A 25,009-nucleotide genomic window follows, 5' to 3' on the forward strand; every position below is an offset into this window, starting at 1 on the left:
GTTAGGCTGTTGTACGCTCTTTTGATTGCTGTCTGAAATTGTGTGTTCCTGCAAGGAACATCCATTGTCTACGGGCGGCACGGCAGAACAAAGAAACAACTGCCTGATGCCTTAAAAATCGATTAAACCCAGGCTGATCTGTAAGGCTTCGTTGACCAGTTTCATGGTCTCCTCGTCCAGATGGGTAATCTTGTCGGTCAGCCTCTGCTTATCAATCGTCCGTATTTGTTCGAGCAAAATAACCGAGTCCCGGTCAAAGCCGTGTGCCGCCGCATCAATTTCCACATGCGTCGGCAGCTTTGCCTTTTGGATCTGGGCGGTGATCGCCGCCACAATACAAGTAGGACTAAACCGGTTGCCGATGTCATTCTGGATAACCAGAACCGGCCTGACTCCACCTTGCTCGGAACCGACAACGGGAGAAAGATCCGCAAAAAAAACGTCACCGCGTTTTACGATCAATGTCTACACCCCGCTAACTAAGCGGTCCAGAGTGCTGTCCGCATCTTCCTCCGCGTGAAAGGCCTCGGATGCCATGGTGAGGTTAATCTTCGCCATCTCCATGTACCCTCGCTGCATCGATTCACGGATGTAACGTTTCTTACGCTCCGTCAAATACAGCTTCATGGCCTGCCTAATCAATTCGCTGCGGTTGGAATTCTCCAGCGCTACGATGCCATCCACTTCCTGCAAAAGATAATCAGGCAAACTGATCATGATCCGCTTGGTGTTCTGCAAGTTGGCCACCTTTCTTCCACCCCCACAAACCTTTCGCCATTGTGAACCAGTATTACGTTTTTCCAGAACTTTTATACAAAGGAATATATATGCCCCGAGTATATCAAGTATGCTGTACTCCCATTATAAACACGGGGAACATTATTCGTACAGACCAAACATCTCTTTTCAGGATTTTTCATCCCAGTCATCATTCATAATTCGAGATGCTCCGACAGTTTTCCTTCTGTTCTGAAAAAAAGTTTATTGGAAATAGCGTCCAGTCGAGCTGTCAGGATGTCAAAAGAGGGTTGATTCTGGCGATTACTGCTCCATTACGGGTATAGACCCGAGGGATTCGATGCGCCATCATGCAGATCACTTCGTAGGAAATTGTACCGAGCTGAGATGCCACCTCTTCTGCAGTTATAACTGCACCTGATTGGTGACCGATGAGAACAACCTCTTCGCCGACTTGAATTTCTTCTGCTTCTGCAGCAAAAGATTGTAGCGACACCATACACTGATCCATGCAGATCGTACCGACGACGGGAACACGACGGCCGCGTACAAGCACTTGTGCTTTACCTGACAGCATTCTTGAAAATCCGTCTGCATAGCCGATAGGCAGGGTCGCTATTCGTTCGTTCCCTTGTGTTACATAACGGGTTCCGTAGCTGACACCCCAGTGGGGCGGCAGCGTTTTGACCAGAACCGCCTTCGTCTTCAGTGTCAATACCGGGGAAAGCTTCACTACCTGATGATTCACCTCTGCCGACGGGTATAATCCGTACAGGCTGATTCCTACACGAACCATATCATCCGACAATTCCGGTGTATCAATGGTAGCGGCGCTGTTCGCCGTATGTATAATCGGGATGACACATCCCTGATCCCGCAACGCATCAACCACGCCTTGGAACCGTCGATACTGCTCCAGTGTATAGGTCTTGTCTTTTTCATCCGCCTTGGCAAAATGAGTAAACATACCTTCCAGCATGACCTGCTTCAGCTTGGCTGCTTCCTGAATGAAAGCAAGTGCCTCGTCGCCAGGCAGCAGGCCAAGCCTGCCCATGCCGCTGTCAATTTTGATATGCACCTTTAGCTTACGAGAGGAAATTCCCGTCTCCAAATGTTGAATGGCGTCGAGCACTTCCTTACTGAACAGCGTAATGGTTACATCATGTTTCCATGCTTCAGCGATGCCTTCTGGCGGCGTGTAGCCCAATACCAGAATCGGAAGGGTAATTCCGTGTTGTCGCAATTCAAGCGCTTCGTCAAGAAAAGCTACACTTAAGTAATCCACACCAACTCGTTCCAGTTCCCTGGCCGTCTCCACTGCCCCATGTCCATAGGCGTTAGCCTTCACACAGGCGAGCAGTTTCTTGCCTTGCGGCAATGCTTCACGGAAAGCTTCTACGTTGTTGCGCAAATGATCCAAATTGATTTCCGCTTGGGTCGGCCGATATTGTTCTTGCACGTTAAGTCACCTTCTCTAATCATCTTAATCCGGCTCACGTCAGACTCCATCGTAATGCTCAAGCATGTGACTGTCAAATGAACGAAAGATCTGCAGACCAAAACACATACAGGAGTAGTATCCTGGAGTCGGGAGCAAACGCAGAATAAGACCTATAAGCGAGACCATGAATGAGATATTCATCTCTCCATAACTTAACTGATCTGCTTATATCGTATTATTTACCCGGTTCCTCCCGCGTAGAAGCGTGTTTTGCATTATTGAGTGCACCGGACCTATTCCTTGCTTATCTTACGCAGGATCATAGCCTGTTGATACTACTACCTTCAACTGAAATTAAATCCTGCAAATTACGGATATAAACCAGGGACAATGACCTGTGTATGCAGCAAAGCACCGGAGAAATCATCTCCGATGCTTCTTAGCATTCCTTATGTTAGGACGACTATACTTTCCAAATCATTTCCCTGACTCTTCCTGCATGGAGGTCGCAATCTGAATCATCTCGGTATCTGGCAAATCTGCGCTTGTAATCCTGTACTCCACTCCATCTGACATCCATGTTAGTGTCTGCAACGCATCTCCGCTTATCATTCCAAGGGTGAATCCAAGATCCAGAACACGGGATGGGGCAAGCGATACGGCTCTGTCCTGCGGCCGTGCCTCAAAGATCGTGTAATTATACGTTCCTTCATAGCGGAGCATAACCGAATAGTCTCCTGATCCTTCCACGATCTGATCGTCTTTCAGCTTGACTCCTTCTGGGGCGTAGGTCGGCTGAATAACCCCGAAGCTGCCTGTGCCGTCCGGCTCTGCCGATGTCGGTTCTTCCGTGCCTTGCCCGCTGGCTGGATCTTCCGAACCTTGCTGCTCGGCGTTATCGCTCACACCGGTCTGTCCATCACTAACGGTTCCGCTTGGATTCGATGCAGAACCTTCCTCTGTTGCAGCTTGAGGATTGGTAGCCTCTTTGCCATCCCCAGCAGGAGCCGCGCCTGAGTCCGTACCGGCCTTGCCACCATTTTCTGAAGCAGCCGTCATATTACGCTGCATGTCAAACGCGTCTTTCTCAAATTCGGTACCAAATTTGAAGCTATCGAACTTCACATCCACGACCACATTGGCATTCGAATCAGATACTTCTACCTGCTTCGGTGCGTAATCGCTTTTGTTTAACCATATTTTCTGTCTGACCAATGCATGTGTATTGTAGTTGGCAGCTACATCGAAAACATAGCTTTCCTTCTCATCGGCAAACTGGCGGGTCGAATCACCTGTTATACTGCGGATCAGCGTCTCGTAGAGGTAAACCTGGCCTTGATTATCTGGCCAGTTACTCTGGAAACGGAAGCTTTTGTTCTGGCTCGGCGTCAGGACAAATACGCCTTCATCATTACGCAGTACAATTTGCGTTACATCCTTTTTGGCATTCGTTAACGCGATACGATAATACGAAGGCTTTTGATGCCATACCTCGACCTTGTACTGCTGCGGCGTATCTCCGGTATGCAGCGTCATGACGCCTGCCCCCTGATAACTTTCCATTTCTCCTACGACTTCGTTCAGATCTTTGACCACGGCTGCCGCATCCTTCTTCCCGCAGGCGGCAAGTAAGGTCGATAAGACCAATACCATGGCAAGCATCCATGATATTCGGCGCATGACATCATCCCCTTTAGCACATGTTTTCACTTCAGGATTGTGCGTACAGCAGAACCCCTACTTGATTAGTACATGTTATGAGGGACTTGTTCGATATATGCGGACTAGTTTGACAAGCATTCCCTTTTTCCAAATGCCGCAATACTCTATTGGGTAACAAAATCAGTCTCGAGTAGGATGTGAAATTCAACCAGATTCTTCATAGTAAATACAGATAACAACTCAACCAATGCAATTACATACCGCTATGATGTAGCTTAATTGAGGTACAACTCTATTTCCAAATTGGAGGGAAATAATGAATACAACCTATCATCACTCATTGCTGAATGGATTGGATGATTTTGTGGAAGAGCAGCTTCAACGCTGGAAAGGCGTAGGTGTGGCAGTAGCGGTTATTCACAAGGATGAAGTTATTTTACAAAAAGGATACGGTTATCGCGATCTGGAATCTAAGCTCGAAGTCACGCCCAATACACTATTCGCGATCGGTTCCAGTACCAAAGCCTTTACAGCATCAACAGCTGCCCTGCTCGTCGATCAGGACGTTCTGAAGTGGGACACGCCTGTTCGAACGTATTTGAAAGACTTCAAAATGTTCGATCCCGTAACCACAGAACGTCTGACCATCCGTGATATGCTCTGTCATCGCTCCGGACTTCCAAGGCACGATATGATGTGGTACAACTCATCACGGAGCAGAGAAGAACTCGTAAACGCGCTTCAGTATCTGGAGCCAAATGAAGACTTTCGGAACAAGTGGCAATACCAGAATCTGATGTATATGGCGGCTGGTTATCTGGTGGGGCAACTCAAAGGAACTTCATGGGAGAATGTTGTTCAGGAGTCTCTGTTTAATCCCCTCCGTATGAATTCAAGTGTCCTCTCTGTCGATGAGATGCAAAATCAACCTGACTTCGCCTTCCCTTATATGGATCAAAACGGAGAGAGTACACGAATACCTTTTCGAAAAATAGATGCCGTAGGCCCCGCTGGCTCCATTAACAGCAATCTGGTCGATATGATCGCTTGGGTGCAATTCCAATTGAATCAAGGGCAACAGGATGGGAATCAACTGATCTCCAAAGAACAGTTGGCTGTTATGCACAGCCCGCAAATGGCTTGTACTTCACCATTCCACAGCAAAGAGCTGCCTGTTAGCACGTACGGTCTGGGCTGGATGATTGATTCTTATCGCGGACACGCCATGATTCATCACGGCGGAGCAATCGATGGATTCGCTTCACAGATCGCCTTTTTACCAGAGGAACAGATCGGTGTTGTGGTCCTTTGCAATACCAATGGGAGCATTCTTCCCTACACGATTTCTTTTAACGTTATTGATCGCTTGCTTGAAGTGGAACCTGTGGATTGGAGCGGGAGATTAGCCAAATTAGTGGCTGGAGAATCGAATGAATCTGAAGCAGCTACAGATACCATAGAAACACCAACTACTTCAGAAACCTCTGTTGAGGAAAAACCAGACGAAACCCAGGTTCACCCCCATGATCGTCCTATCCATGCTTATGCGGGCAGCTATACACATCCGGGTTACGGCGAAATCGTTATTCAACAGTCGAATGATGGGCTACAAGCCACCTTGAATGCCATTGACATGCCTATGGAATACACAGGAAATGATACTTTTTCCGTAGAACTTACCCTGTTTGGCCTGAAGGTCACATTTACATTTAAGATGGATGAACACGATAGCGTAAGCTCTCTATCTATTCCGCTGCTGCTTGAACCGGGCACGAATCCAATTGAATTTATAAAGACATCATCCGTCTAAAAACATCCCATACCGGCCTATCCCATTGTGAAGTTACACTCTTTACCACAATGGGATATATGCCGGATAACTCGCTTTCTCTTCTTCTGTATTCGGACTTCTCTTCACCCATAGTCGACGCAGATCTGGCATGCCGAATGAAACTACACGATAATCCTGAAGCGAAGCGTGGTGTGCATGTTCTTCCCTGAAGCTGTATGTAGGCAGGAGCACAGCATCATGAATAAGCCGCTCCTCCAACGTCATTAGCATTCGTAATCGCTCAGCACTATCCTGAATCATAACGACACGTCTGCATTCATGTTCAAGCTCGCTTTTTCGTTGGTCATCCAGCGCAATGAGAAGCAACGTATTCTGGAACGTATACATCGTAAGCAGGCTTAATGTGAGATGGTCATCGAACACCTCACCCGTGTATATCAGATCGCAAGAAGCAAACTCATCATGGTACACAGCATCTACCGGATTACCTGGCATAACACTCACCTTCAGTCCAATAAGCTCACAGCGATGTGCGAACCAGTTCATATCTGTCTCCATTTTCTCGCCTTCCTCTACCCACACATTCATGATCTGGCCTGCGTAACTGCTGCGTTGTAACAGCTCTGAAGCTCTTGTAAGAGATGATTCAGCGAAGGGGGCTGTATGCTTTAATGCCTGCTGCAATTGATGGGTTTGCTCTATTTGCTCCAGGGATTCCTGCTTTTCCTCGGACTTGTCTCGAACCAGGCTATAGGCAGCCTCTATATTTGTACGTGCCAATTCCTCCACCATCTCCTGTGGATTCATTAGTTGCTGAACAGCCTGACGGAAGTATATGTCCTGCTGCGGACCTTCTTTTCGCATATTAAACGTCATGTACACACCACCCTGAACCTCGTGCTGCACCGATTGAGCTTGTCCGTCCGGAAACAAATCCTGTTTGATCACCGACTCCACCAGATTTGACTGGGGAAGCTGCCATATTTCAACCCGATCAATAAAAGCCCGGCCCCTAAAATGGGAGGGGAAGACGTCCATGACAAGCAGCTTGGGATGATTGCGCGTCAATCGGTAAGGTCCCGTACCAATCGGATGCATGGGGTCCAGCTCTATATCACGGGGCAAGATGGAAGCATTCATACTGCTCATCAGATCCGGAAACATATAGTTGGGAAATCGTAACACAAAACGCACCGTAAGCTCATCGAATGTCTCTATACGATGAATGGAGCCAAAAAGCGGCCTGCAAGGGCACCCCTGATCTGAAACAATTCGTTCAAACGTATATCTGACGTCTTCTGCATCAAGTATCCTGCCGTGGTGAAACCGTATGCCTTTGTGCAAATAAAATGTCCACTCTGTTCCCTCCTGATTGCTCTCCCACGCCACAGCAAGGCTCGGTTCACAGACCTGACGCTCAGCATTATACTGCACCAAACGATCAAATACCTCCGCAATAATTCCAACTTCTCCCCACATGGCAGCCTGAGTCGGGTCCAACGTCTCAAAGGCCGTTTCCTGTGGAATACGCAGTGTATCCATTCTTCCACGAGCGCCTTGATCGGAACGCAGTCCGAACTGGCCCTGCAATCCTTGCATCAATACTTCCTGCAACGAGAATGGCATGGATGAAGCCAGCACATAAGCCTCCTCCAGCTTGTTTCCCTGCAATAGTCGGTCGAATCGTTCCTGAACAGCCTGCAGCAGAGGATGGCAAAACACGAGCACCGATGTTTTCCCTCTACCGCGTTGTGGGCTCCATCTGACCCAGCCTTGATCCATAAATTTGTTCATAATCAAATTCATATTGCGCATCGTACAACATAAATGATTCGCCAGTTCACCAATCGTTGTATGTATTTCTTCCTCTTCGTCCACGTTCGAAAAGACCATGCGAAGCTGAATATAATGATCCACGACCTCCACTATCTTCCCTTCCTTTCCTTCTCCCATGTAAAATACGAAATACACTCTTATGCTTCTACAGTTTTTCTTCAGGTTTTCCTCCATTATACTCAGGTACATCGACAACACCAGCAGAAAGGAAGAGCGCTGAACATGAAATATACGGATTTGCATCGCAACATAAGGATTCGCATCATTACTGATTTTTTTACGGATCTGACTCAGAAATCTATTATTCCTTTTATGGCGATTTATCTAAGTGTTCAGATTGGTGCAGGCTGGGCAGGTATATTGTTAACTGTTAATATTGCGGCCTCCATGCTCGTTGGCTTGGGCGCAGGATACTGGTCTGACCGAGTCGGGCGCAAGAAACTGATGATATTCGCTCAAAGTATGCAGGTGTTCGCCCTGTTCTGGCTGGCTGCTGCCAACTCCCCATGGATGGACTCTGTTCCTATAACTTGTGCCATGTTTTTGCTTAGTAGCATCAGTTCGGGTATCACCGTACCCATTGCCAATGCCATGATTGTGGACGTGAGCAGTGAACATGAACGTCGTTATGTCTATGGGCTGCAATATTGGACGACCAACGTTGCCGTTACAATCGGAGCGATGATGGGTGGATTATTATTCGAGTCCTTCCGTTTTATTTTATTCAGTCTGGTATGGTTGGAGAGCCTGGTTACACTGTTCATTCTCTTCATATATATTCATGAAACAATGGTTAAACCATACTCAAATCAACATAATAACCCGACACACAAAAATATACTGAAAACTTATGGCCTTGTATTTAGAGACCGACGTTTTATGGTGTTTTTCACCGCGACGATGATGGCTGTCTCTCTGGAATTCCAATTGGATAAATACATCGCCGTTCGTCTGAAAAATGAATTCACTGCCCAACTTTTCAGTTGGGACATCTCAGGTCTGCAGATGTTCAGTCTGATCATGGCGATCAACACTGTACTCGTCGTATTAATGGCTATTCCATTCTCCAAATGGTTGGGGCGTTTTCAATCCAGATTTGTCATGACCGTCGGCATGTGTCTTTACACTGCTGGTTTTGCCGTGCTCGCTTTCAGCAATTGGGCCTGGCTGCTTATTATGTCCGCTGTACTCCTGACCATTGGTGAGCTGATGTATGCGCCTGTCCGTCAGGTCATGCTTGCTGGCATGATTCCCGACTCCAATCGTGCTGCCTATATGGCTGCTGACGGCATGAGCTATAACGCGGCTGCTCTGCTTGGTAGTCTAGGCCTAACGGTTGGCGCATTTCTGCCTTCGTATGCAATGGCAGGCCTGTATGTATTGATGGGGATCGGCGCTCTCATATTTTTCCGTCATTCCCTTCGGCCATCAGCGGGTCAAGGTGAACCACGACTATGTGCAGATGCATCCTGAATACCCGCCTCTTCAGGCTGTATTTGGCTCATTGTTGTTCTGAATTCTATTGTGATGTACACATCTTAATCTACTATCTTGAAACCGATCGTGTCCGTAAGCAGTAATAAACAGGAGAGTTCTTTTTACAAAATTTTCTTTAGAAGGAGTGTTTGCATGCATTTATCCAACCGAAGCACCCGCTTCAGGCTCACCTCCCTAACCGGGGCGTTCATGGCGTTTGTCCTGTCCCTCAGTCTATGGGCACCCGCCGTTCAGGCGGAAACCGCACCCGCTGCGGTCAATGAAAAGGGGAAGGCAACAGCGCTGACTACTGATTCCGCTGCAGCTTTTCTCGATACATTTTTCGATTCCCCTGAAGCGAAGGCCCAATATGTTGGCGCTTCCGTAGTCGTTGTCAAAGATGGAAAAGTCGTAGCAGAGAAAGGCTATGGTTATTCCGATTTGGAGAGCAAAACACCGGTTGATCCAAAAAGCACCACCTTTCGTATCGCCTCGGTCTCCAAAACATTTACGTCAGCTGCTGTCATGCAGCTCGTGGAGCAAGGCAAAGTCGATTTGAAAGCCGACTTTCAGACCTATGTGAAAGGACTGGAATTCGATAACCCTTTTGACAAACCTGTAACAGTGGAGAATCTGCTCACACACACCACCGGATTCGAGATTCGCGACCCACAGCAGGAAGACATCCATAATGACTTCGACAAAATTGTATCGATGGAGGATTATGCCAAGTTACATATGCCACCTGTCGTTCGAGAACCTGGTAGCGCCTACATGTACGATAACTTCTCCTTCCTGCTGCTTGGCATGATTGTGGAGAATGCCAGCGGCGAACCGTTCGAAACGTATATGCAGCAACATATCTTTAAACCTCTGGGTATGGATAACAGCAGTTTTATGCTGAACGGCAAGTTCAAAAACCAACTTGCAACAGCCTATGATGCGGCTCATAATCCACTTGGCCTGTATACCCTTTCCCCAACACCTATGCCTCAAGGTGGCATGCTCTCAACAGCTGAGGATATCGGGAAATTCATGATTGCTTTCCTGAATGATGGTGTGAAGGATAACGAACGTATTTTGAAGGAATCTACTGTAAAAAGCATGGAACAATACCGCTCTTCTATTCATCCGCTGCTACCAGATACGGCTTACGGATTTGAAGCTGCTTTTCAGCTTCCGGGTGCAGGCAGCAGTTCCAAAATTATTACCAAAGCTGGCGACCTGATCGGATTCAGCTCTTATCTGTTCCTAATTCCTGAGCAAAACACGGGCGTCTTCCTTACCTACAACCAGACAGGAGCACTTCGTAATCTGTTCTATCCGGCCTTTATTCAGACGTTCTTCCCGCAATATGCGGAACCAGTCAAGTTCAAGGAATATAAACCTCAATCTGCGGATAAGCTGCAACGCTTCGCTGGGCTTTACGCGGATCTGCGGCTGAGCACGATTGTCAGCTCCCTGAAAGATGGCGGCACAGAACCTGGAAAATTAAGCATTTCCGACGTCTTCCTCGGCCCACGTACACTGATTCAGGTTGAAGAGAACCTCTTCAAGGATGAGTTAACAGGTCAGTTCACGGCGTTCAAGGAAAATGCTGATGGAACCATCTATATGAAAGAACCTTATCTCAACCCGTTCGGCTATGAGAAAAAAGGGCAAAAACCTCAAGGTTTCCGGGATGTTCGTGAGAACAGCCCCTATGCTGAAGCCATCTATGGATTACAATCGCTTGGATACTATACCAATGATGCAAGTGAAGCTTTTCAACCCAAAAATGCCGTTACACGGGCTGAATTCATTGAGGACGTCCTTAAAATGAGCGGACTGAAAGCCAGCAAAACGACACCACCTGCGGATACCGACTGGGCTACCCATCCTGCTGCAGGTTACATTCAGCTTGGTTATGAATCTGGCATGATCACGGGTGCGGATGAGAAACAGTTCAAGCCGGATCAGGTCATTACCCGTCAGGAAGCCATGGTGATGATCTGGAGAACTCTCCAGCTTCAATATCCAAATGAACTGTTCGAGGATGTGAAGCTGACCGGGAAGACAGATGCCTGGGCTGTGCCTGCGATCCAAATGATGGTTAAGCTCGGTATCCACGGCCCAGAAGTGAAAGTGCTGGAGGATGGATCAGTCGATTTCCTTTCCCGCAAACCACTGATCCGTCAGGAAGAAGCCTCGATTATGTACCAATTGTTTACACAGCCAACCGACAAGATCGTAGCTGACCTGTTGGCAAAGCAGCCGAAGCCCGAAACCTCCGTAGATGAGGATCCGGCCGAAGATACACCCGCGCCTGCAACCGTGACTTCTGAATAACCTGATTACCCACCTCATATTCACGTTATAAAAAAAAGATAAACAGGCTTGTTCGAAGGAGGAAACCCTCCTTCTGAACAAGCCTGTTTTGGTTTTGGGCGGTGGCCATCTCATAATGCCTAATAAAATCGATGAGTTCGTTACTGCTTTAGTGAAATATTCTAACTATATCTCGCCCAACATCGACGAAACATGTTGATTGCCATTCCGCTGGTCATACTTCTCTGCGGCTGATTTGGCATACGCCGCAAAATAATCGGCCAGTTTATGCAAATCTCCCGGATCTCCTTCATAGGGGAATGAAGCCGGAAGCCGTAATCGGTATTCTGGCGATTCATCAGCCCAACGGCGCAGCAGCTGGGCAGCCCTGGCATAGAACATCATTTTGGCAAACGGATCTTCATGATCCATTGCGAGCACCAGACTTTCTTCCAGTACATCAATACCCTTCGCCGGGTTTGTCCGTGCAAGGTAATCCATCTGCTCGGCAAAGCTCTGCACAAAGTCATTATGTCCTTTGATCAAGCGGTAGCCTTTGGGCTGATGCTTATCAGCTTCATCCATTTTCCCAAGCCGGTATAGTGGCATCAAAATCTCCGATAAGGTCAGATGCGGAATTTCGGCACAGCTCATCCGCCCTTTCAAGATGGGCTTCGCCGCTTCCAGCACCTTCTCATCATCTCCAACAAGTATCCAGTAGCGCATAATTTCATCCTGTTCACAGGCTTCGCAATCACTCATAAAATCACGATCCATGCTTCTGAACTTCGTGTAGCTGTTTCCAGCCTCCTCCAGATCCCCAAGATCCATGGATATGCGGAACCGATAATACCAGTACGAACGCTCGCTGTACCCGAATGACTTAAAGCGACGTCCGAAGTCCTCGAGCAGCTCCATGATTTTGTCGCGTGACACTTCCGGGAAGCTGGATAGTTCGCCCAAAATCCATTTATACGACCACATTAACGTTTCTTCGTCATAGCGTTCAGGCTGTTGATCAAACTTGCCCAGCTGCCAGGAAAAAGCAATCAGTGCCTTCATCGGATAACCGCAAAATGTCGCTGTCTCCACGATTTCTGAACGTGCTTCGTACGCCTCTTCCTCCATGCCGTTCACATCGGCGACTCTTGCCGCTTCCTCCAGCATGCCCAGCTTTGCTGGTCCATTAGGCAGGCCATAGGCCTCATCCATCAAATCCTCAAAATCCATTTCGGTCTGCATCAGGCATCCCCCTTACGATCTGTATTCGCCCGCAAGCCCCAGTCAATAAAACGAACGATGCCCTGATTCAGCACCTCAAGCTCCTGCCGATTCATGGCATAATGCCCCATCATCAACGCATTGACATACAACATTTCAATGGCAATTGGCGTCATTTGAGCATCTGGTGAAGTCAGCACCCGCTGAATAATTGGATTGCTGATGTTCAGGTACAGGGTCGAATAACCTGCGGAACTAATGCCGGATGACAATGATCCAAGGACAGAAGAGAACAACTCTGTACTCTCCTCACTTGCTTTTTCCAATGCACGCAGCGTAGAAGATTCCTGAGAGAGCGTGAACAGAACCGGCAAATCGGCTGGCTTGAAACCCTTGACCTCTGCACGGCAGCGGAAACGTTGCAAAGCAGAATCAGCGAGGCGCAAGGCATCATAATATTGATTCCGTTCAGCCGGCGGCACGTCCGTGAAACTCATGGATACTTCATCCGGCTGTAATCGTTCCGTCTGTGCATCCTGCACCGCCAATGGCAGCATGGCCATCAAATCACTGTCGTAGATGTATCCTCCGTTAATGACCAGCATCGATTGGGCTGAGGCGACATGATGAATCTGACGATACTCATCCACCGTGGTAGTGAAGTACAACGTCTCTCCCTCATTCATCAGCTCGCCCAGTTCCCGATGACCACGGGTGCTCTCAAACGGCAGCCAGCGGTGAATCATGGCATAGAACTCCTGATCCTGCACAGCCAGTGCCTTCATCGACAGAGCATGCAGGCGAATCAGCTTCTGCAACCTTTCCGTCTGGCTCTCAGCCATGTCGGCCAATCCCTTACGAAGGGCATCGCCGAGTTCAAAGCGTACATCTTCCAGCTTTTCATTTTCATAAAAGTGTTCTCGCGAAGCCGTTGGTTGAAGCTCGTCTGTCCAGATCAGGCATTTCACGAAGAACGCCCAGTCCGGCAAAATATTTTCTGCCTTCTCCGATATAAGCATTCTCTTCAGATACACCCGATGGGAACGCTTGGCATTCAGATTGACAGCATGCGGCAGAACAAAAGCAATGCCCCCTGTACGCCCCGAAGCCGTCGTCAGTGGAATGAAATCCTGAAACTTCTCTCCAAGTAATCGTTCACCAAAAGCCAACACTTCCGCTCTGCGTCCACGTGCAAGCTCAGGCTCCATCAACCAGATCGGTGACTCGCTATTTACAATATGTTGAACACCGTCACTATGCAGGATGACTGGATAAGGCAGCAGCGCTCCATAATAGAACAAGGCTTCCTTCACATATTCCGTTTCGAAATAATGGGCTGCATCCGGCGTACAGCGAAGATATACTTTCGTTCCCGGAGACAGCTGTGTCTCCAATTGCCGAATCGTATAGGTACCATCCGGCTTACCCCGCCACTCCATCGAAGGTCCACCCTTCGCGGATTGTGTCAGCATGACGATTTCATGGCTTACCATGAAACAAGACAATAATCCGATCCCGAATCGCCCGATAAACGAAGTCTCTCCATCCAGCAACGCCTGCTGACCACGCTTTGAAGATTGACCAATCATCGCCAGAAACTCATGGATATCCGCTTCCGTCAAGCCAATACCGTTGTCCTCCACCATCATCGTACGTTGATCACCTGTTCCGGTCAGTTCCACACGTACTTCACCCTGATATCCTGGTTCCGCCTCTGTTCGAGCTGTAATGGCATCAGTCGCGTTCTGCATTAGTTCACGTAAAAAGACTTTGGGGCTGCTGTAGAGATGGTTTGATAAAATCTGAATCATGCCGCTCAGGTTCACCTGAAAGCGATACTCATTGGATGCTGTCATTTTGCTCACCTTCCTCTGGGTCCAAACACATCACATGCTCCAAAAGATAGGTGTGCATATGATGTGTTAGACGAAATCAATTATGTAATCGCAATAAATGGGGCGATTCATCAATGGAATCACCAAGTGACGACGTCAAACCGGCCTTGGCTAACCAAGACCGGCGTTAGATGAATATTCAGGCGTTCATAATATGTAAGAGGCCTTAAATCTAATCACCACGTTATGGATGGCAATGAAACGGGATAGTGCACCCCTTTTTATCAGAATACATGGTAAAGACCAGACTGAAAACAAACCTGAGACCCGATTTCGCCGGACTTTAGGGTGAAGTTGCTGCCTGGGTTTGGGACTAAAGACGGAGAAATTTTATTTTTCGACCCATCATTTGAACGATATGACTCATCTGAACGTATAATCTCCAAACTCAGATCGGACGGTGAAGGAACATGATTGAAGTTCGTAACATTTCCAAGCAATTTAAAGTACATCAGGCACTGAACGATGTCAGCTTCACGGTTGAACAAGGCAGCGTTACCGGGTTAATTGGACCCAACGGTTCAGGCAAAACCACCCTGATTCGAATTATGAATGGCGTTCTCGGCGCTTCGGGTGGGCAAGTAAGCATTAACGGCCTGGACCCCTTTCGTGAGACGGAGAACGTACTGGCTATCTGCGGAACATTAACGGAGCAGAGCGGATTGTATGAAAATATGAGCGGACGGGACAACCTGATCTTTTTCGCTGAAGCTTTCGGTGTACAACATGCCAAAGCCCGAATAGACAAGCTCGTGGATCTGTTCGAAATGCAGGATTATCAGTATCGAAAAGTGGGCACCTACAGCACAGGTATGAAGAAACGCGTAGGTCTGGCGCGAGTGCTGCTGCATCGCCCTTCCATTCTCTTTCTGGATGAGCCGACCAATGGGCTTGATCCGGACGGGATTCAGATGGTACTTCGTATCATTCGCCGGTTAAATCAAGAGGAACAAATGACGATTCTCGTTTCGTCTCATGTCCTATCCCAGCTATCGGCCGTTTGCGATCGGTATATTTTTATGGAAAAGGGGCGCAAGGTTGAGGAAGGTACGGAGCAGGAGATCATCAACCGTTACCTAACCTCACCCCGGCTTGAAGTTGAAGCGATCATGCCGAATGGCTGGCAAACGGTACCTGAATATACACCGGAGATGATCTCCGCAAACAAGGCGGTATTCCAGCTTCAAGCCCGTGAGGATATTCCATTGCTACTTCGACAACTGACCGAGCATGGACAAGTCTATCAGGCCCGAATTATGGGCAATGACCTGGAGAGCATTTATTTTGCCATTAGGGAGGCACACCAATATGAATAACCGACAAGCCATACGTGCACTTGTTCGTAAAGATATTCGAGCCATTACAGCCAGCGTACAGCTCTGGCTGCCCATGTTGATCGTTCCGCTAGTTATCGGGATCATCATGCCTGGGATACTCATTTGGGCAGCCTCAAGGATGGAGCTTGCTTCCCTCGGCAATATGAGCTTCCTGCTTAATACGCTGGATAGCCTAACCCATGCCGGGCGGATTCCACAGCTTGCTTCGATGCCTACGGATAATCATCGAATTGTCTATTACCTGGCGTTGTACATGTTCGCGCCTCTGTTTCTCATCATTCCGGTGATGGCATCCAGCATTCTGACGGCCAACAGCTTTGCAGGCGAGAAAGAACGCAAGACGTTGGAAGGTCTTCTGTTTACTCCGATGAGTATGGATACTTTGTTTAAAGGCAAGGTGTTGGCAGCTCTTATCCCTTCTCAGTTATTATCCTGGATTACCTTCATTATCTACGGAATCATTGCCAATATCCTGATGTACCCCATGTTCGGAGCGTTGATGTTTCCCAATCTGAACTGGATCATTCTGGTCCTATGGGTTGTTCCAGCGTGCAGTCTCGTGGTCATTCTGTTGAATGTCCTGATCTCGGCGAAGGTGCGTGGATTTCAGGAGGCCTATCAACTAGGAGGATTGGTGGTAATTCCATTGCTCGCCCTGATTGCTGGACAGGCGAGCGGCATGCTTCTTATCAGTCCACTCATGTTGATTTTAGTTGGAGCCGTGCTTCTACTCATCAGTTTCGCTCTGCTTCGTCTGGTCACCTTGTGGAACAGCCGTCAGCAGCTCGCTGAAAGTCAGATTTAAGTTTGCACCGCGTGCATCTTCTTGCGCGCGGTGTTTTAATTTTTTGCCCGCATCTTAAACGTTAATTATGAAGGCTAAGATGTATAACATATTTTCCATAGTTTACCGATATAACTTAAGGTGTTAAGGTATTTATTACATACATAAAGAAGAAGGGTGACGATTGATTTATGAACAAATGGTTTACACGCATGCAACGCACGGTTTGCACCCTGCTGCTGTTTACACTGATCGCTGCGGCAATGCTTGGAGGCGGAGCCGGTGCTCATGCAGCTTCCCTTAGCCAAACTACGGTATATTATGATTCCGACGGTGTATTGTACAAAGTATCTGGTGACGGTAGTGGAACTACGGAAGTATTGCTTGATTTCGAAGGAGATGGCCTTGCTGCGGCGGGATCTTATCTCTATTACACCCGTTCCGATTCCTCCACAACGCTGCTTCGTGTTCCCAATGACGGTTCCAGCGATTCGGCTGAAACGTATGCGACAGATGTGTTGAGCTACTATACGGATAGTGGGTTCATTTATTATATGGATTCCAAAGGCTCAATCTATCGTGGGAATGGCAATAGCGAAGCTTCGGCTGCCGCCAAAATTGCGGACAAAGCGAATACTGATTTCCCCCTGCTCGCCGTAACGAAAGGCCGTGTATATTATAACGGGCTTGTTAATGGAAAACCCTGGATTGTATCCAAAGCTTCCAACGGCAGCGGTGCCGTAGAGCGGATTGCTGCTGGTGCAGTAGAAAGTCGTTATTTTATGAATATTGCCAAAAACGAACTGCAACTGATGGTGAACACTGACCCGTACGAGCAGTTTTACTCTACCAACGCCATTCTCATGTACAAGGTAAACTACAATACAGGCAAGGGAACAGCCGTTAATCCAAAAGCAAAGCTGGATGTGAACGCTGTTTATGCCGGCGGCTGGGGCAACAATCTTTATGTGTATAACAAAGGCATCAAGCTGGACAGCAACAAGGATTATGATTATTCAACAGGTAAAGCCTTTGCATTAACTACTTCCGGCAAAACACTTCAGATTCATAGCAAGAGCATCCGGGAAGTTGGTTCACTGGGTACGGATAAGGTTGTCGTTGTGGATGCAGACAAAAAGGCGTATGCCAAAACCATCGCCGGAAACAAGGTATCCAAATCTGCCAATCTGAATTTGAACAACGTCACTTTCGTAACAACACAGTTGACCAACGGAACATCAACGCTTGCATATCTATCCGGTACCAACGGTCTTTATTCCGTGAGCACAGCTCTCAAAGTAACCAAGCTTGCCGGAGAGGAATGGGCAACGTTCCAGCTTCATGACGATGTTCCGGGCATGTTCTATATCAACGCAAATGATCTTTACCGTCTATATCATGTTCAAGCCAATGGCACAGGCAAAAAGGTGCTAAGCGACGTTTTCCTGGATGATATCCTATTGGTCGTGCCAAACTAACCCACGCATGTTAATGATGGCTCATAGCCATCTCAATATTCTTGTCCAAAACAAAGAAAGAGGGTAACCCTAAGCCATCACGGCTCTGGTTATCCTCTTTTTGTCATGTGCAAAACTATTTTTCAAAAACATCTTCCATATGAGAATGATAATTGTTATCATTAAGAAAATAAGACAAAAGGATGGTCCGTATGACTGAACAGCTTCCCTTCATTTCTGAAACCTCATCTCTACCGCTCCTCTCTTCCATGTGCCGTGTACGGCGCGGGGAGCATTTCCGTGTGCAAGGCAAGACGGTGTCCCGGCCCATGCTCTGTCTTATTTTACAAGGAGACGGTGTCCTGGTCCTGAACGATACGGTCTATACCGCCGAAGCCAATCAACTGTACGTTCTGAAGCCAGGAACAACGATTGAGGCAGCTGCACGCTCGGCTGTTACGGAGTTCATACTCCTTAGTATGGATACGGTCTGTTTGCAGCAAGTGCACGGCCAATGGAAAATGACCTCCTCCTCTGGTTTCCCGCTGGATTGGGAGACAGGCAGACTGAGGGTTCGCCATGCCCAACAAGCCAGAGCACGATTTGAACAATTGGTTGAAGCCTATCGTGGCATTCAGCCCGATCACTTTATCAGTATACATAGCCAGCTCCACGAGCTTTTGCAGTATCTCTCGGAGAATCGGCTTGAGGAAAATGATGAGAAGGTCGACCCAGCACTTGAAAGCAGCATTATGTATATGCGACGGTGCATGAGTGAAGGCATCAGCATGGATCAACTAGCCAAAATTGCCGGATTGACGCCAAGCTCATATTCTCGCAGTTTCAAAAAAGCCAAAGGCATGTCACCTACCGATTATCTGAATCGCTTGCGGATTGACGAAGCCAAAAAACAGCTCAAACAGGAATCATGCGTACTTAAAGACGTCGCCGTATCTGTTGGCTATGGCAATGAATATTATTTTAGCCGCAAATTCAAACAAAGCATGGGGATCGCACCCAGCCTATATATGAAAAAAGACCAAATTCGCGTCGCTACGGCGTCCTTGATGGGACTTCATGAGAACCTCTCTTCGCTCGGATTGCATCCCGTAGCAATAATGGATGGATTCCCTGATCGGGAGCTTGATGAAATCGAGCAGCAGCAGCGGCTAGTCGCACAATTGGAGAAATTACGTCAGGCCAAGCCGGACCTGATTATCGGTGACTTCAATCATAAACCCTTTTACGATAAGCTCAAAAGTATTGCACCTACGGTCATCCTGGATCAGGCCCATGACTGGAAAGAAATTCACTTACGCTTGGCTGAATTGGTCGGACGGGAGCAGCAGGCCTTGCAGAATTTCAAGCAGCTGGAGCTTCGCAGCCTGGACATCGGACTTCGTTTGAAGCACCACTTCGGGCAAGAACGTATTATGCTTATGCAGGTTACGAATCAGTCTATTCGGCTCCAGGAAAATGCCGAGCATCCATTACATCACCTTATTTACGGTGAACTGGGACTAAAGCCTGCACAGATCATATCAACAGATTTAATGTCAGACGAGTATGCGGCAGAGAGCATCCCCATGCTGGACACGGATCATCTGTTCATACATCGCGTCTCCACTTCTCCTGTGAGTGAGAAACTGCTTCGGCGCATGAAACAAACTACCGCCTGGAATCGCTCTCCGGCCGTGTTGAGAGGCAGCGTGCACGATATATCCGATTGGTCCGCACGATCCTGGACTCCAATAGGACGTCATCAGATCATGGACGAACTGGAACAGATTGTTCAGCAACTTGTGACCTTATCCCATGTGGGATTAATTGGACAATTGCAAAGCATAAACTAAGATTAATGCGTGCGTATTTCTTCATTAACTAATCAAGACAAAAGTGGCCCTCTCCGATTTGGAAAGGGCCCTTTGCTTTGCTGTTATTAATGTTCCTTGATTTCTTCTTTTGGAACCAATTTGTATATTTCCTCATCTTCCATAGTATCAATCAAGCGGTCCAGCCATTTGTAGTAGGCCTCTGCTTGAAGCACCTTATGCTTGTCTTCCTTAAGAATATGAAGAAGTTCAGCATCTGCTTGTTCATCCAGATCAGAAATCAAACGATTCATTTCTTCAATGGATTTGCGCAGTACCTGAAGGTTACTCTCCACGGCTTTTCTCCATTTAATCACAAAATAATCCGTAAACGTCTGATGCCAGTCATACTCCACTTCATATAGGTCTTTCCGGGAGCCTTTGTTCCATACTTTATTTACCATTTTTAGATCCAGCAGTGTACGTACGCCGGTACTCATGCTCGTTTTGCTCATTTCCATTTCCCGGCCCATATCGTCAAGGGTCATAGGTTTGTCTGCAAAAAAAAGCAATCCATATAAGTGTCCCGTGGACAGCGTAACGCCGTAGAGATCCATATTACGCCCAATGGCTTCAATGACGCGTTTACGGATTCTAAGAACGGTGGCCTGCTGTTCCTCTTGTAAATGGTCCAAGCTCATGCTTGCAACCTCCATTCTGAACATTCCCAGTCTCGGCAAAATAATTGCAACTGTTTAAGATCCTGCTTACATGGGAACGTATCCGGCAGGACATCCTATATGCCAACGGGCTTTAGGTTACCCAATGTATATCATGGGAGCTTTACCAAGTTGCAAACGCCTACGACTATCTTTAACCAAAAAAAACTGCTTAGATTCAGCACATTTTCTATTGTAGAAAAAGCGATATCAAATGTAAAGGTGTCTTATTAGCCAGAATAAGGAGAATGACAGAGCATATGGACGGAAAACTTTGTACAGTTTTTACTGTATGAACATTATGTACTGTTTATTCGGTTGCTATACGGGTTAAGTATTGTTAGAATACTAAACGTTACCCAGAAAGACGGGAAGCGAAGCAACAATTACCGGATTTCGTGGCTGGGCGCACAAGTGTATGGGCTTGTGGATGCTGAAAGCCGTTCGAAGTGCACAACACATCAGAAGGGGTGAAAACATGACCATACTTGAAGTAAAAAATGTAAGTAAATTGTTTGGCCCCCAAACCGAGCAAGGTCTGCAATTACTGGAGCAAGGTTGGGGCAAAGAAAAGTTGGCCAAAGAAAAACAGATAACGGTTGGTGTCAACCGGGTCAACATGGAGATTCAGGAAGGTGAAATTTTCGTCATCATGGGGCTGTCCGGGAGTGGTAAGTCAACGCTTGTTCGGATGTTTAATCGTCTGATTGAACCCACATCTGGAGAGATTCTTGTCCATGGTAAAGATTTACGCAAAATGAACAAAGAACAATTGCGCGAAGTGCGTCGGAAAACGATCAGCATGGTATTCCAGAAGTTTGCTTTATTCCCGCACCGTACCGTTCTTGATAATGTGGAGTATGGACTCGAAGTTCAAAAGGTAGATAAAAATGAACGTCGGGAAAAAGCAAAAACGTCGCTTGAACTGGTTGGCCTCAAGGGATGGGAAGATAAAATGCCGGATGAGTTAAGTGGCGGTATGCAGCAGCGTGTAGGTTTGGCCCGTGCGCTGGCTAATGACCCGGAAGTCCTGTTAATGGACGAAGCATTCAGTGCACTAGATCCACTGATTCGCCGTGATATGCAGGATGAACTGATTGAGCTTCAGGATAAAATGAAAAAGACCATTATTTTCATTACCCATGACTTGGACGAAGCGCTGCGCATCGGCGATCGTATTGCCCTCATGAAGGACGGCGCAGTCGTGCAGATCGGTACTCCGGAAGAAATCATGATTCAACCGGCCAACTCATATGTGGCCCGCTTCGTCGAAGACGTGGACTTGTCCAAGGTCCTTACCGCAGCTCATGTTATGAGACGTCCTGAAACGATTACGCTAGACCGTGGTCCTCGTGTTGCCCTCGAATTAATGCGCGAACGTGGTATTTCCAACCTGTTTGTCATTGACCGTTCGATCAAACTGCTTGGTGTCATTACAGCTGAAGATGCAACCCGTGCGATGCGCGAAAACAAAGTGTTGAACGACATTCTGATCACGGATGGACCAACTGTGTCACCGGATACCCTGATTCATGAATTGTTCGAAATTGTAAGTTCAGCCCATGTGCCGCTCGCTGTTGTTGGCGAAACTGGCCGTCTGCAAGGTGTTATCGTCCGCGGTGCCCTGCTTGGCGCACTAAGCGGTGAAGTTGCAGTAAAGGAGGAACTTGCGAATGATTCCCAAAATACCACTAGCATCGTGGATTGAATCGATAGTTGACTGGATGAGCTCCTCGCTCTCCGGATTATTTAAAGTCATTTCCGTTGTCATTCAGGAGGTTGTCGGATTTTTCTCCGGGCTGTTCATGCTCCCCCATCCGCTCCTGTTTATTGTAATACTCGGTGTACTCGCATATCTTGTTGGCCGATTACCACTGACCCTGTTTACGGTTATCGGTTTCTTGCTCGTAGATAACCTCGGATACTGGTCCCAATCAATGGACACACTTGGCCTCGTTATTACATCAGGATTGATATCCATCCTGCTCGGTGTGCCTGTCGGTATCTGGCTCGCATACAGCAAAACTGCAGCACGGATTATCACACCATTGCTTGACTTTATGCAGACCATGCCTGCATTTGTCTACTTGCTGCCAGCGGTAACCTTCTTCAGTCTTGGTGTGGTTCCGGGTGTTATCGCGTCCGTTATATTCGCGATTCCACCTACAATTCGCCTGACTCACCTCGGAATTAAGCAGGTATCTGGCGAACTGGTTGAAGCAGCGGATGCTTTTGGTTCCACGTCTATGCAAAAGTTGTTTAAAGTACAGCTTCCACTTGCATTGCCTACCGTAATGTCAGGGATTAACCAAACCATCATGCTGTCGCTGTCCATGGTTGTTATAGCTTCCATGATCGGTGCACAGGGTATTGGTGCGGAAGTCTATCGTGCTGTAACACAGCTTCAGATTGGTAAAGGTTTTGAAGCAGGTTTGGCTGTCGTGGTACTGGCAATCGTGCTTGACCGCTTCACTCAAAATCTGTTTATGCCAGGCCGCAAAAAGAGCTCCCGGTTCTCAACGAAACAAACAGCCTGGATTACTGCCGCAGCAGTATTGGCTGTACTCGTAGCAGGGTTCTCACAATACTTCATTGGTGGAAATAGTTCTTCTGCCGGAGGTAACAACACACCAGCTAATGCTGTAGGTGAAGAAGTCAATTATCAGATCATTGGTATTGACCCGGGTGCAGGCATTATGAAGTCCACTGCCAAAGCCATCGAAGATTATCATCTGACAGACTGGACCCTGATTGAAGGATCTGGTGCAGCGATGACGGCCACACTGGACAAAGCGATTAAAGCAGAAAAACCGATCATTATTACAGGCTGGACTCCACACTGGATGTTCAACAAATATGATCTGAAATATCTGGAAGATCCGCAAAAATCTTTCGGTGATGCAGAAGAAATTCACACCATTGCCCGTAAAGGCTTGAAAGAGGATCACCCGGTTGCTTATGAATTCCTGTCCCGATTCCAATGGACATCAGATCAAATGGGCGAAATGATGAGTGCCATCCAAAATGGTACATCACCAGAAGAAGCCGCTAAAGACTACGCTGAGAAACATGCAGACCAGGTTGACGAATGGACCAAAGGTCTGACACCAGTTAACGGTGATGCATTTAAACTTGGCTATGTAGCCTGGGATTCCGAGATCGCAAGTACCAACCTGTTGAAATATGTCATGGAAAGCAAACTTGGCTATAAAATTAACGCCCTGCAAGTTGAAGCTGGACCAATGTGGACGGGTGTCGCCACAGGCGACGTAGATGCCTCACCAGCAGCCTGGCTGCCATTGACTCACGCTGACTACTGGGAACGTTACAAAGACCAGGTGGATGACCTGGGGGCCAACATGACCGGTGTACGCACAGGGCTCGTTGTTCCTGCGTACATGACAGATGTTAATTCGATTGCAGACTTGGAAACAGGAGCTGCTTCTTCTACTCCATCGGCAAATGCCAATGTGGGTAATGAAGTGGATCACCAAATTATCGGTATCGATCCAGGTGCCGGAATTATGAAGTCCACTGCAAGTGCTATTGAGAAATACGGTTTGTCTGACTGGAAGCTGGTTGAAGGTTCAGGAGCGGCAATGACAGCTACGCTGGATAAAGCCGTTAAAAATAAAGAACCGATTATTGTTACCGGTTGGACACCGCATTGGATGTTCAACGCATATGACCTGAAATATCTGGACGATCCGGAAGGCGTCTACGGTGAAGCTGAACAAATTCATACCATTGCCCGCAAAGGGTTAAAGGAAGACAAACCTGTCGCATATGAATTCCTGGATCGCTTCTCTTGGACACCTGAGGACATGGGTGAAATCATGGTTGCCATTCAGGACGGCGATGACCCCCAAAAAGCCGCAGCAGCTTTTGCCGAGAAACATAGCGACAAAGTGGCAGAATGGACCAAAGGTCTGACCCCGGTGAATGGAGATACAATCAAACTGAGTTACGTAGCCTGGGACTCCGAAATTGCAAGTACCAACTTGCTGGAGTACATTCTGAAAGAAAAACTGGGTTACAAAGTAACCTCCCTGCAGGTAGAGATTGGTCCAATGTGGACCGGTATTGCCAACGGTGATGTGGATGCAACTCCAGCCGCATGGTTGCCGCTCACCTCTGCCGATTATTTCAACAAGTATAAGGATCAGATCGATGATCTCGGTCCAAATATGGACGGTGCCAAAACTGGTCTGGTTGTACCCACCTATATGGACATCAACTCCATTGAAGATTTAAAAGATAATTAAACCAGATTGAGATGGATAAACCTGAATTTGGTAAAAAAGCCCACCGGAATTTTTTCGGTGGGCTTTTTTTGTAAGTTTTACTAGGGCTTTTCTTCAATCCTACTGAAAAGTGAAGTGTACCTGAACGTATGCCTGAATTGAATTTGAGGACAGGTCCTAACTAACTTCGAAAATCTCAAGGATAAGCTGAACATACTTTTCGTTTCCTTTTACCTTGCATCTTAAATTGTGTGAAACTGAATTATGTACTCAGGCTTTGCAAATTCTT

17 protein-coding genes are annotated in these 25,009 nt (G+C 47.4%); 9 read left to right on the forward strand and 8 right to left on the reverse strand.

The features are described from left to right. Positions 1 to 111: 111 nt before the first annotated feature. The 4 genes from QP794_RS04800 to QP794_RS04815 all read right to left on the reverse strand — a co-directional run bounded on the left by QP794_RS04800 (position 112) and on the right by QP794_RS04815 (position 3,859). Entirely contained in the window at positions 112 to 462 is a 351-nt protein-coding gene (locus QP794_RS04800; RefSeq protein WP_024630714.1) for a type II toxin-antitoxin system PemK/MazF family toxin, read from the reverse strand. Between the two features lie 3 nt (positions 463 to 465). Then, entirely contained in the window at positions 466 to 747 is a 282-nt protein-coding gene (locus QP794_RS04805) for a CopG family ribbon-helix-helix protein (RefSeq protein ID WP_024630715.1), read from the reverse strand. 262 nt (positions 748 to 1,009) lie between these two features. Then, positions 1,010 to 2,197, reverse strand: a complete 1,188-nt coding sequence (gene alr / locus QP794_RS04810) for an alanine racemase (protein ID WP_285075153.1) — start codon at positions 2,195 to 2,197, stop codon at positions 1,010 to 1,012. A 459-nt stretch (positions 2,198 to 2,656) separates the two neighbouring features. Then, positions 2,657 to 3,859, reverse strand: coding sequence for an outer membrane lipoprotein-sorting protein (locus tag QP794_RS04815; RefSeq protein ID WP_024630717.1), 1,203 nt, complete (start codon positions 3,857 to 3,859; stop codon positions 2,657 to 2,659). A gap of 298 nt (positions 3,860 to 4,157) precedes the next feature. Here QP794_RS04815 and QP794_RS04820 point away from each other — a divergent pair, with 298 nt between their 5' ends. Continuing rightward, positions 4,158 to 5,651: a serine hydrolase gene (locus tag QP794_RS04820; protein ID WP_285075154.1), complete on the forward strand. Its 1,494-nt coding sequence runs from the start codon at positions 4,158 to 4,160 to the stop codon at positions 5,649 to 5,651. Between the two features lie 42 nt (positions 5,652 to 5,693). Here QP794_RS04820 and QP794_RS04825 read toward each other — a convergent pair whose 3' ends face one another. After that, positions 5,694 to 7,586, reverse strand: a complete 1,893-nt coding sequence (locus QP794_RS04825; protein ID WP_285075155.1) for an ABC transporter substrate-binding protein — start codon at positions 7,584 to 7,586, stop codon at positions 5,694 to 5,696. Between the two features lie 105 nt (positions 7,587 to 7,691). On the opposite strand from QP794_RS04825, the gene QP794_RS04830 reads away from it, so the two are divergent. Together QP794_RS04830 and QP794_RS04835 are read left to right on the forward strand one after the other, a co-directional pair. After that, entirely contained in the window at positions 7,692 to 8,942 is a 1,251-nt protein-coding gene (locus QP794_RS04830; RefSeq protein WP_285075156.1) for an MDR family MFS transporter, read from the forward strand. Between the two features lie 156 nt (positions 8,943 to 9,098). Then, positions 9,099 to 11,273, forward strand: coding sequence for a serine hydrolase domain-containing protein (locus QP794_RS04835; RefSeq protein ID WP_285075157.1), 2,175 nt, complete (start codon positions 9,099 to 9,101; stop codon positions 11,271 to 11,273). Between the two features lie 165 nt (positions 11,274 to 11,438). Here QP794_RS04835 and QP794_RS04840 read toward each other — a convergent pair whose 3' ends face one another. Next, positions 11,439 to 12,494: a hypothetical protein gene (locus QP794_RS04840; RefSeq protein WP_285075158.1), complete on the reverse strand. Its 1,056-nt coding sequence runs from the start codon at positions 12,492 to 12,494 to the stop codon at positions 11,439 to 11,441. Beyond that, positions 12,494 to 14,329, reverse strand: coding sequence for an HSP90 family protein (locus QP794_RS04845; protein WP_285075159.1), 1,836 nt, complete (start codon positions 14,327 to 14,329; stop codon positions 12,494 to 12,496). The genes QP794_RS04840 and QP794_RS04845 overlap by 1 nt, the downstream gene beginning before the upstream one ends. 449 nt (positions 14,330 to 14,778) lie before the next feature. Between QP794_RS04845 and QP794_RS04850 the strand changes: the two genes are divergently transcribed. The 4 genes from QP794_RS04850 (at position 14,779) to QP794_RS04865 (ending at position 19,799) form a co-directional block, all read left to right on the forward strand. Further along, positions 14,779 to 15,684, forward strand: coding sequence for an ABC transporter ATP-binding protein (locus tag QP794_RS04850; protein WP_285075160.1), 906 nt, complete (start codon positions 14,779 to 14,781; stop codon positions 15,682 to 15,684). Further along, positions 15,677 to 16,510: an ABC transporter permease subunit gene (locus QP794_RS04855; RefSeq protein WP_285075161.1), complete on the forward strand. Its 834-nt coding sequence runs from the start codon at positions 15,677 to 15,679 to the stop codon at positions 16,508 to 16,510. Before QP794_RS04850 ends, QP794_RS04855 begins: the two co-directional genes overlap by 8 nt. A gap of 170 nt (positions 16,511 to 16,680) precedes the next feature. Then, a complete protein-coding gene (locus QP794_RS04860; RefSeq protein WP_285075162.1) occupies positions 16,681 to 17,967 on the forward strand; it encodes a DUF5050 domain-containing protein in 1,287 nt (428 codons plus the stop codon). Between the two features lie 191 nt (positions 17,968 to 18,158). Further along, entirely contained in the window at positions 18,159 to 19,799 is a 1,641-nt protein-coding gene (locus QP794_RS04865) for a helix-turn-helix domain-containing protein (protein ID WP_285075163.1), read from the forward strand. Between the two features lie 86 nt (positions 19,800 to 19,885). On the opposite strand, the gene QP794_RS04870 is transcribed toward QP794_RS04865, so the two are convergent. Further along, a complete protein-coding gene (locus tag QP794_RS04870; protein ID WP_024630728.1) occupies positions 19,886 to 20,458 on the reverse strand; it encodes a GbsR/MarR family transcriptional regulator in 573 nt (190 codons plus the stop codon). A gap of 496 nt (positions 20,459 to 20,954) precedes the next feature. Between QP794_RS04870 and QP794_RS04875 the strand changes: the two genes are divergently transcribed. Together QP794_RS04875 and QP794_RS04880 are read left to right on the forward strand one after the other, a co-directional pair. Next, entirely contained in the window at positions 20,955 to 22,184 is a 1,230-nt protein-coding gene (locus tag QP794_RS04875; protein ID WP_024630729.1) for a quaternary amine ABC transporter ATP-binding protein, read from the forward strand. Then, the gene (locus tag QP794_RS04880) at positions 22,150 to 24,741 is read left to right on the forward strand and encodes a glycine betaine ABC transporter substrate-binding protein (RefSeq protein WP_285075164.1); all 2,592 of its coding nucleotides are present in this window, start codon (positions 22,150 to 22,152) and stop codon (positions 24,739 to 24,741) included. Before QP794_RS04875 ends, QP794_RS04880 begins: the two co-directional genes overlap by 35 nt. The last annotated feature ends 268 nt before the right edge of the window (positions 24,742 to 25,009 follow it).

Source organism: Paenibacillus sp. UMB7766-LJ446 (genome assembly GCF_030226665.1).
GTDB lineage: Bacteria > Bacillota > Bacilli > Paenibacillales > Paenibacillaceae > Paenibacillus > Paenibacillus vandeheii.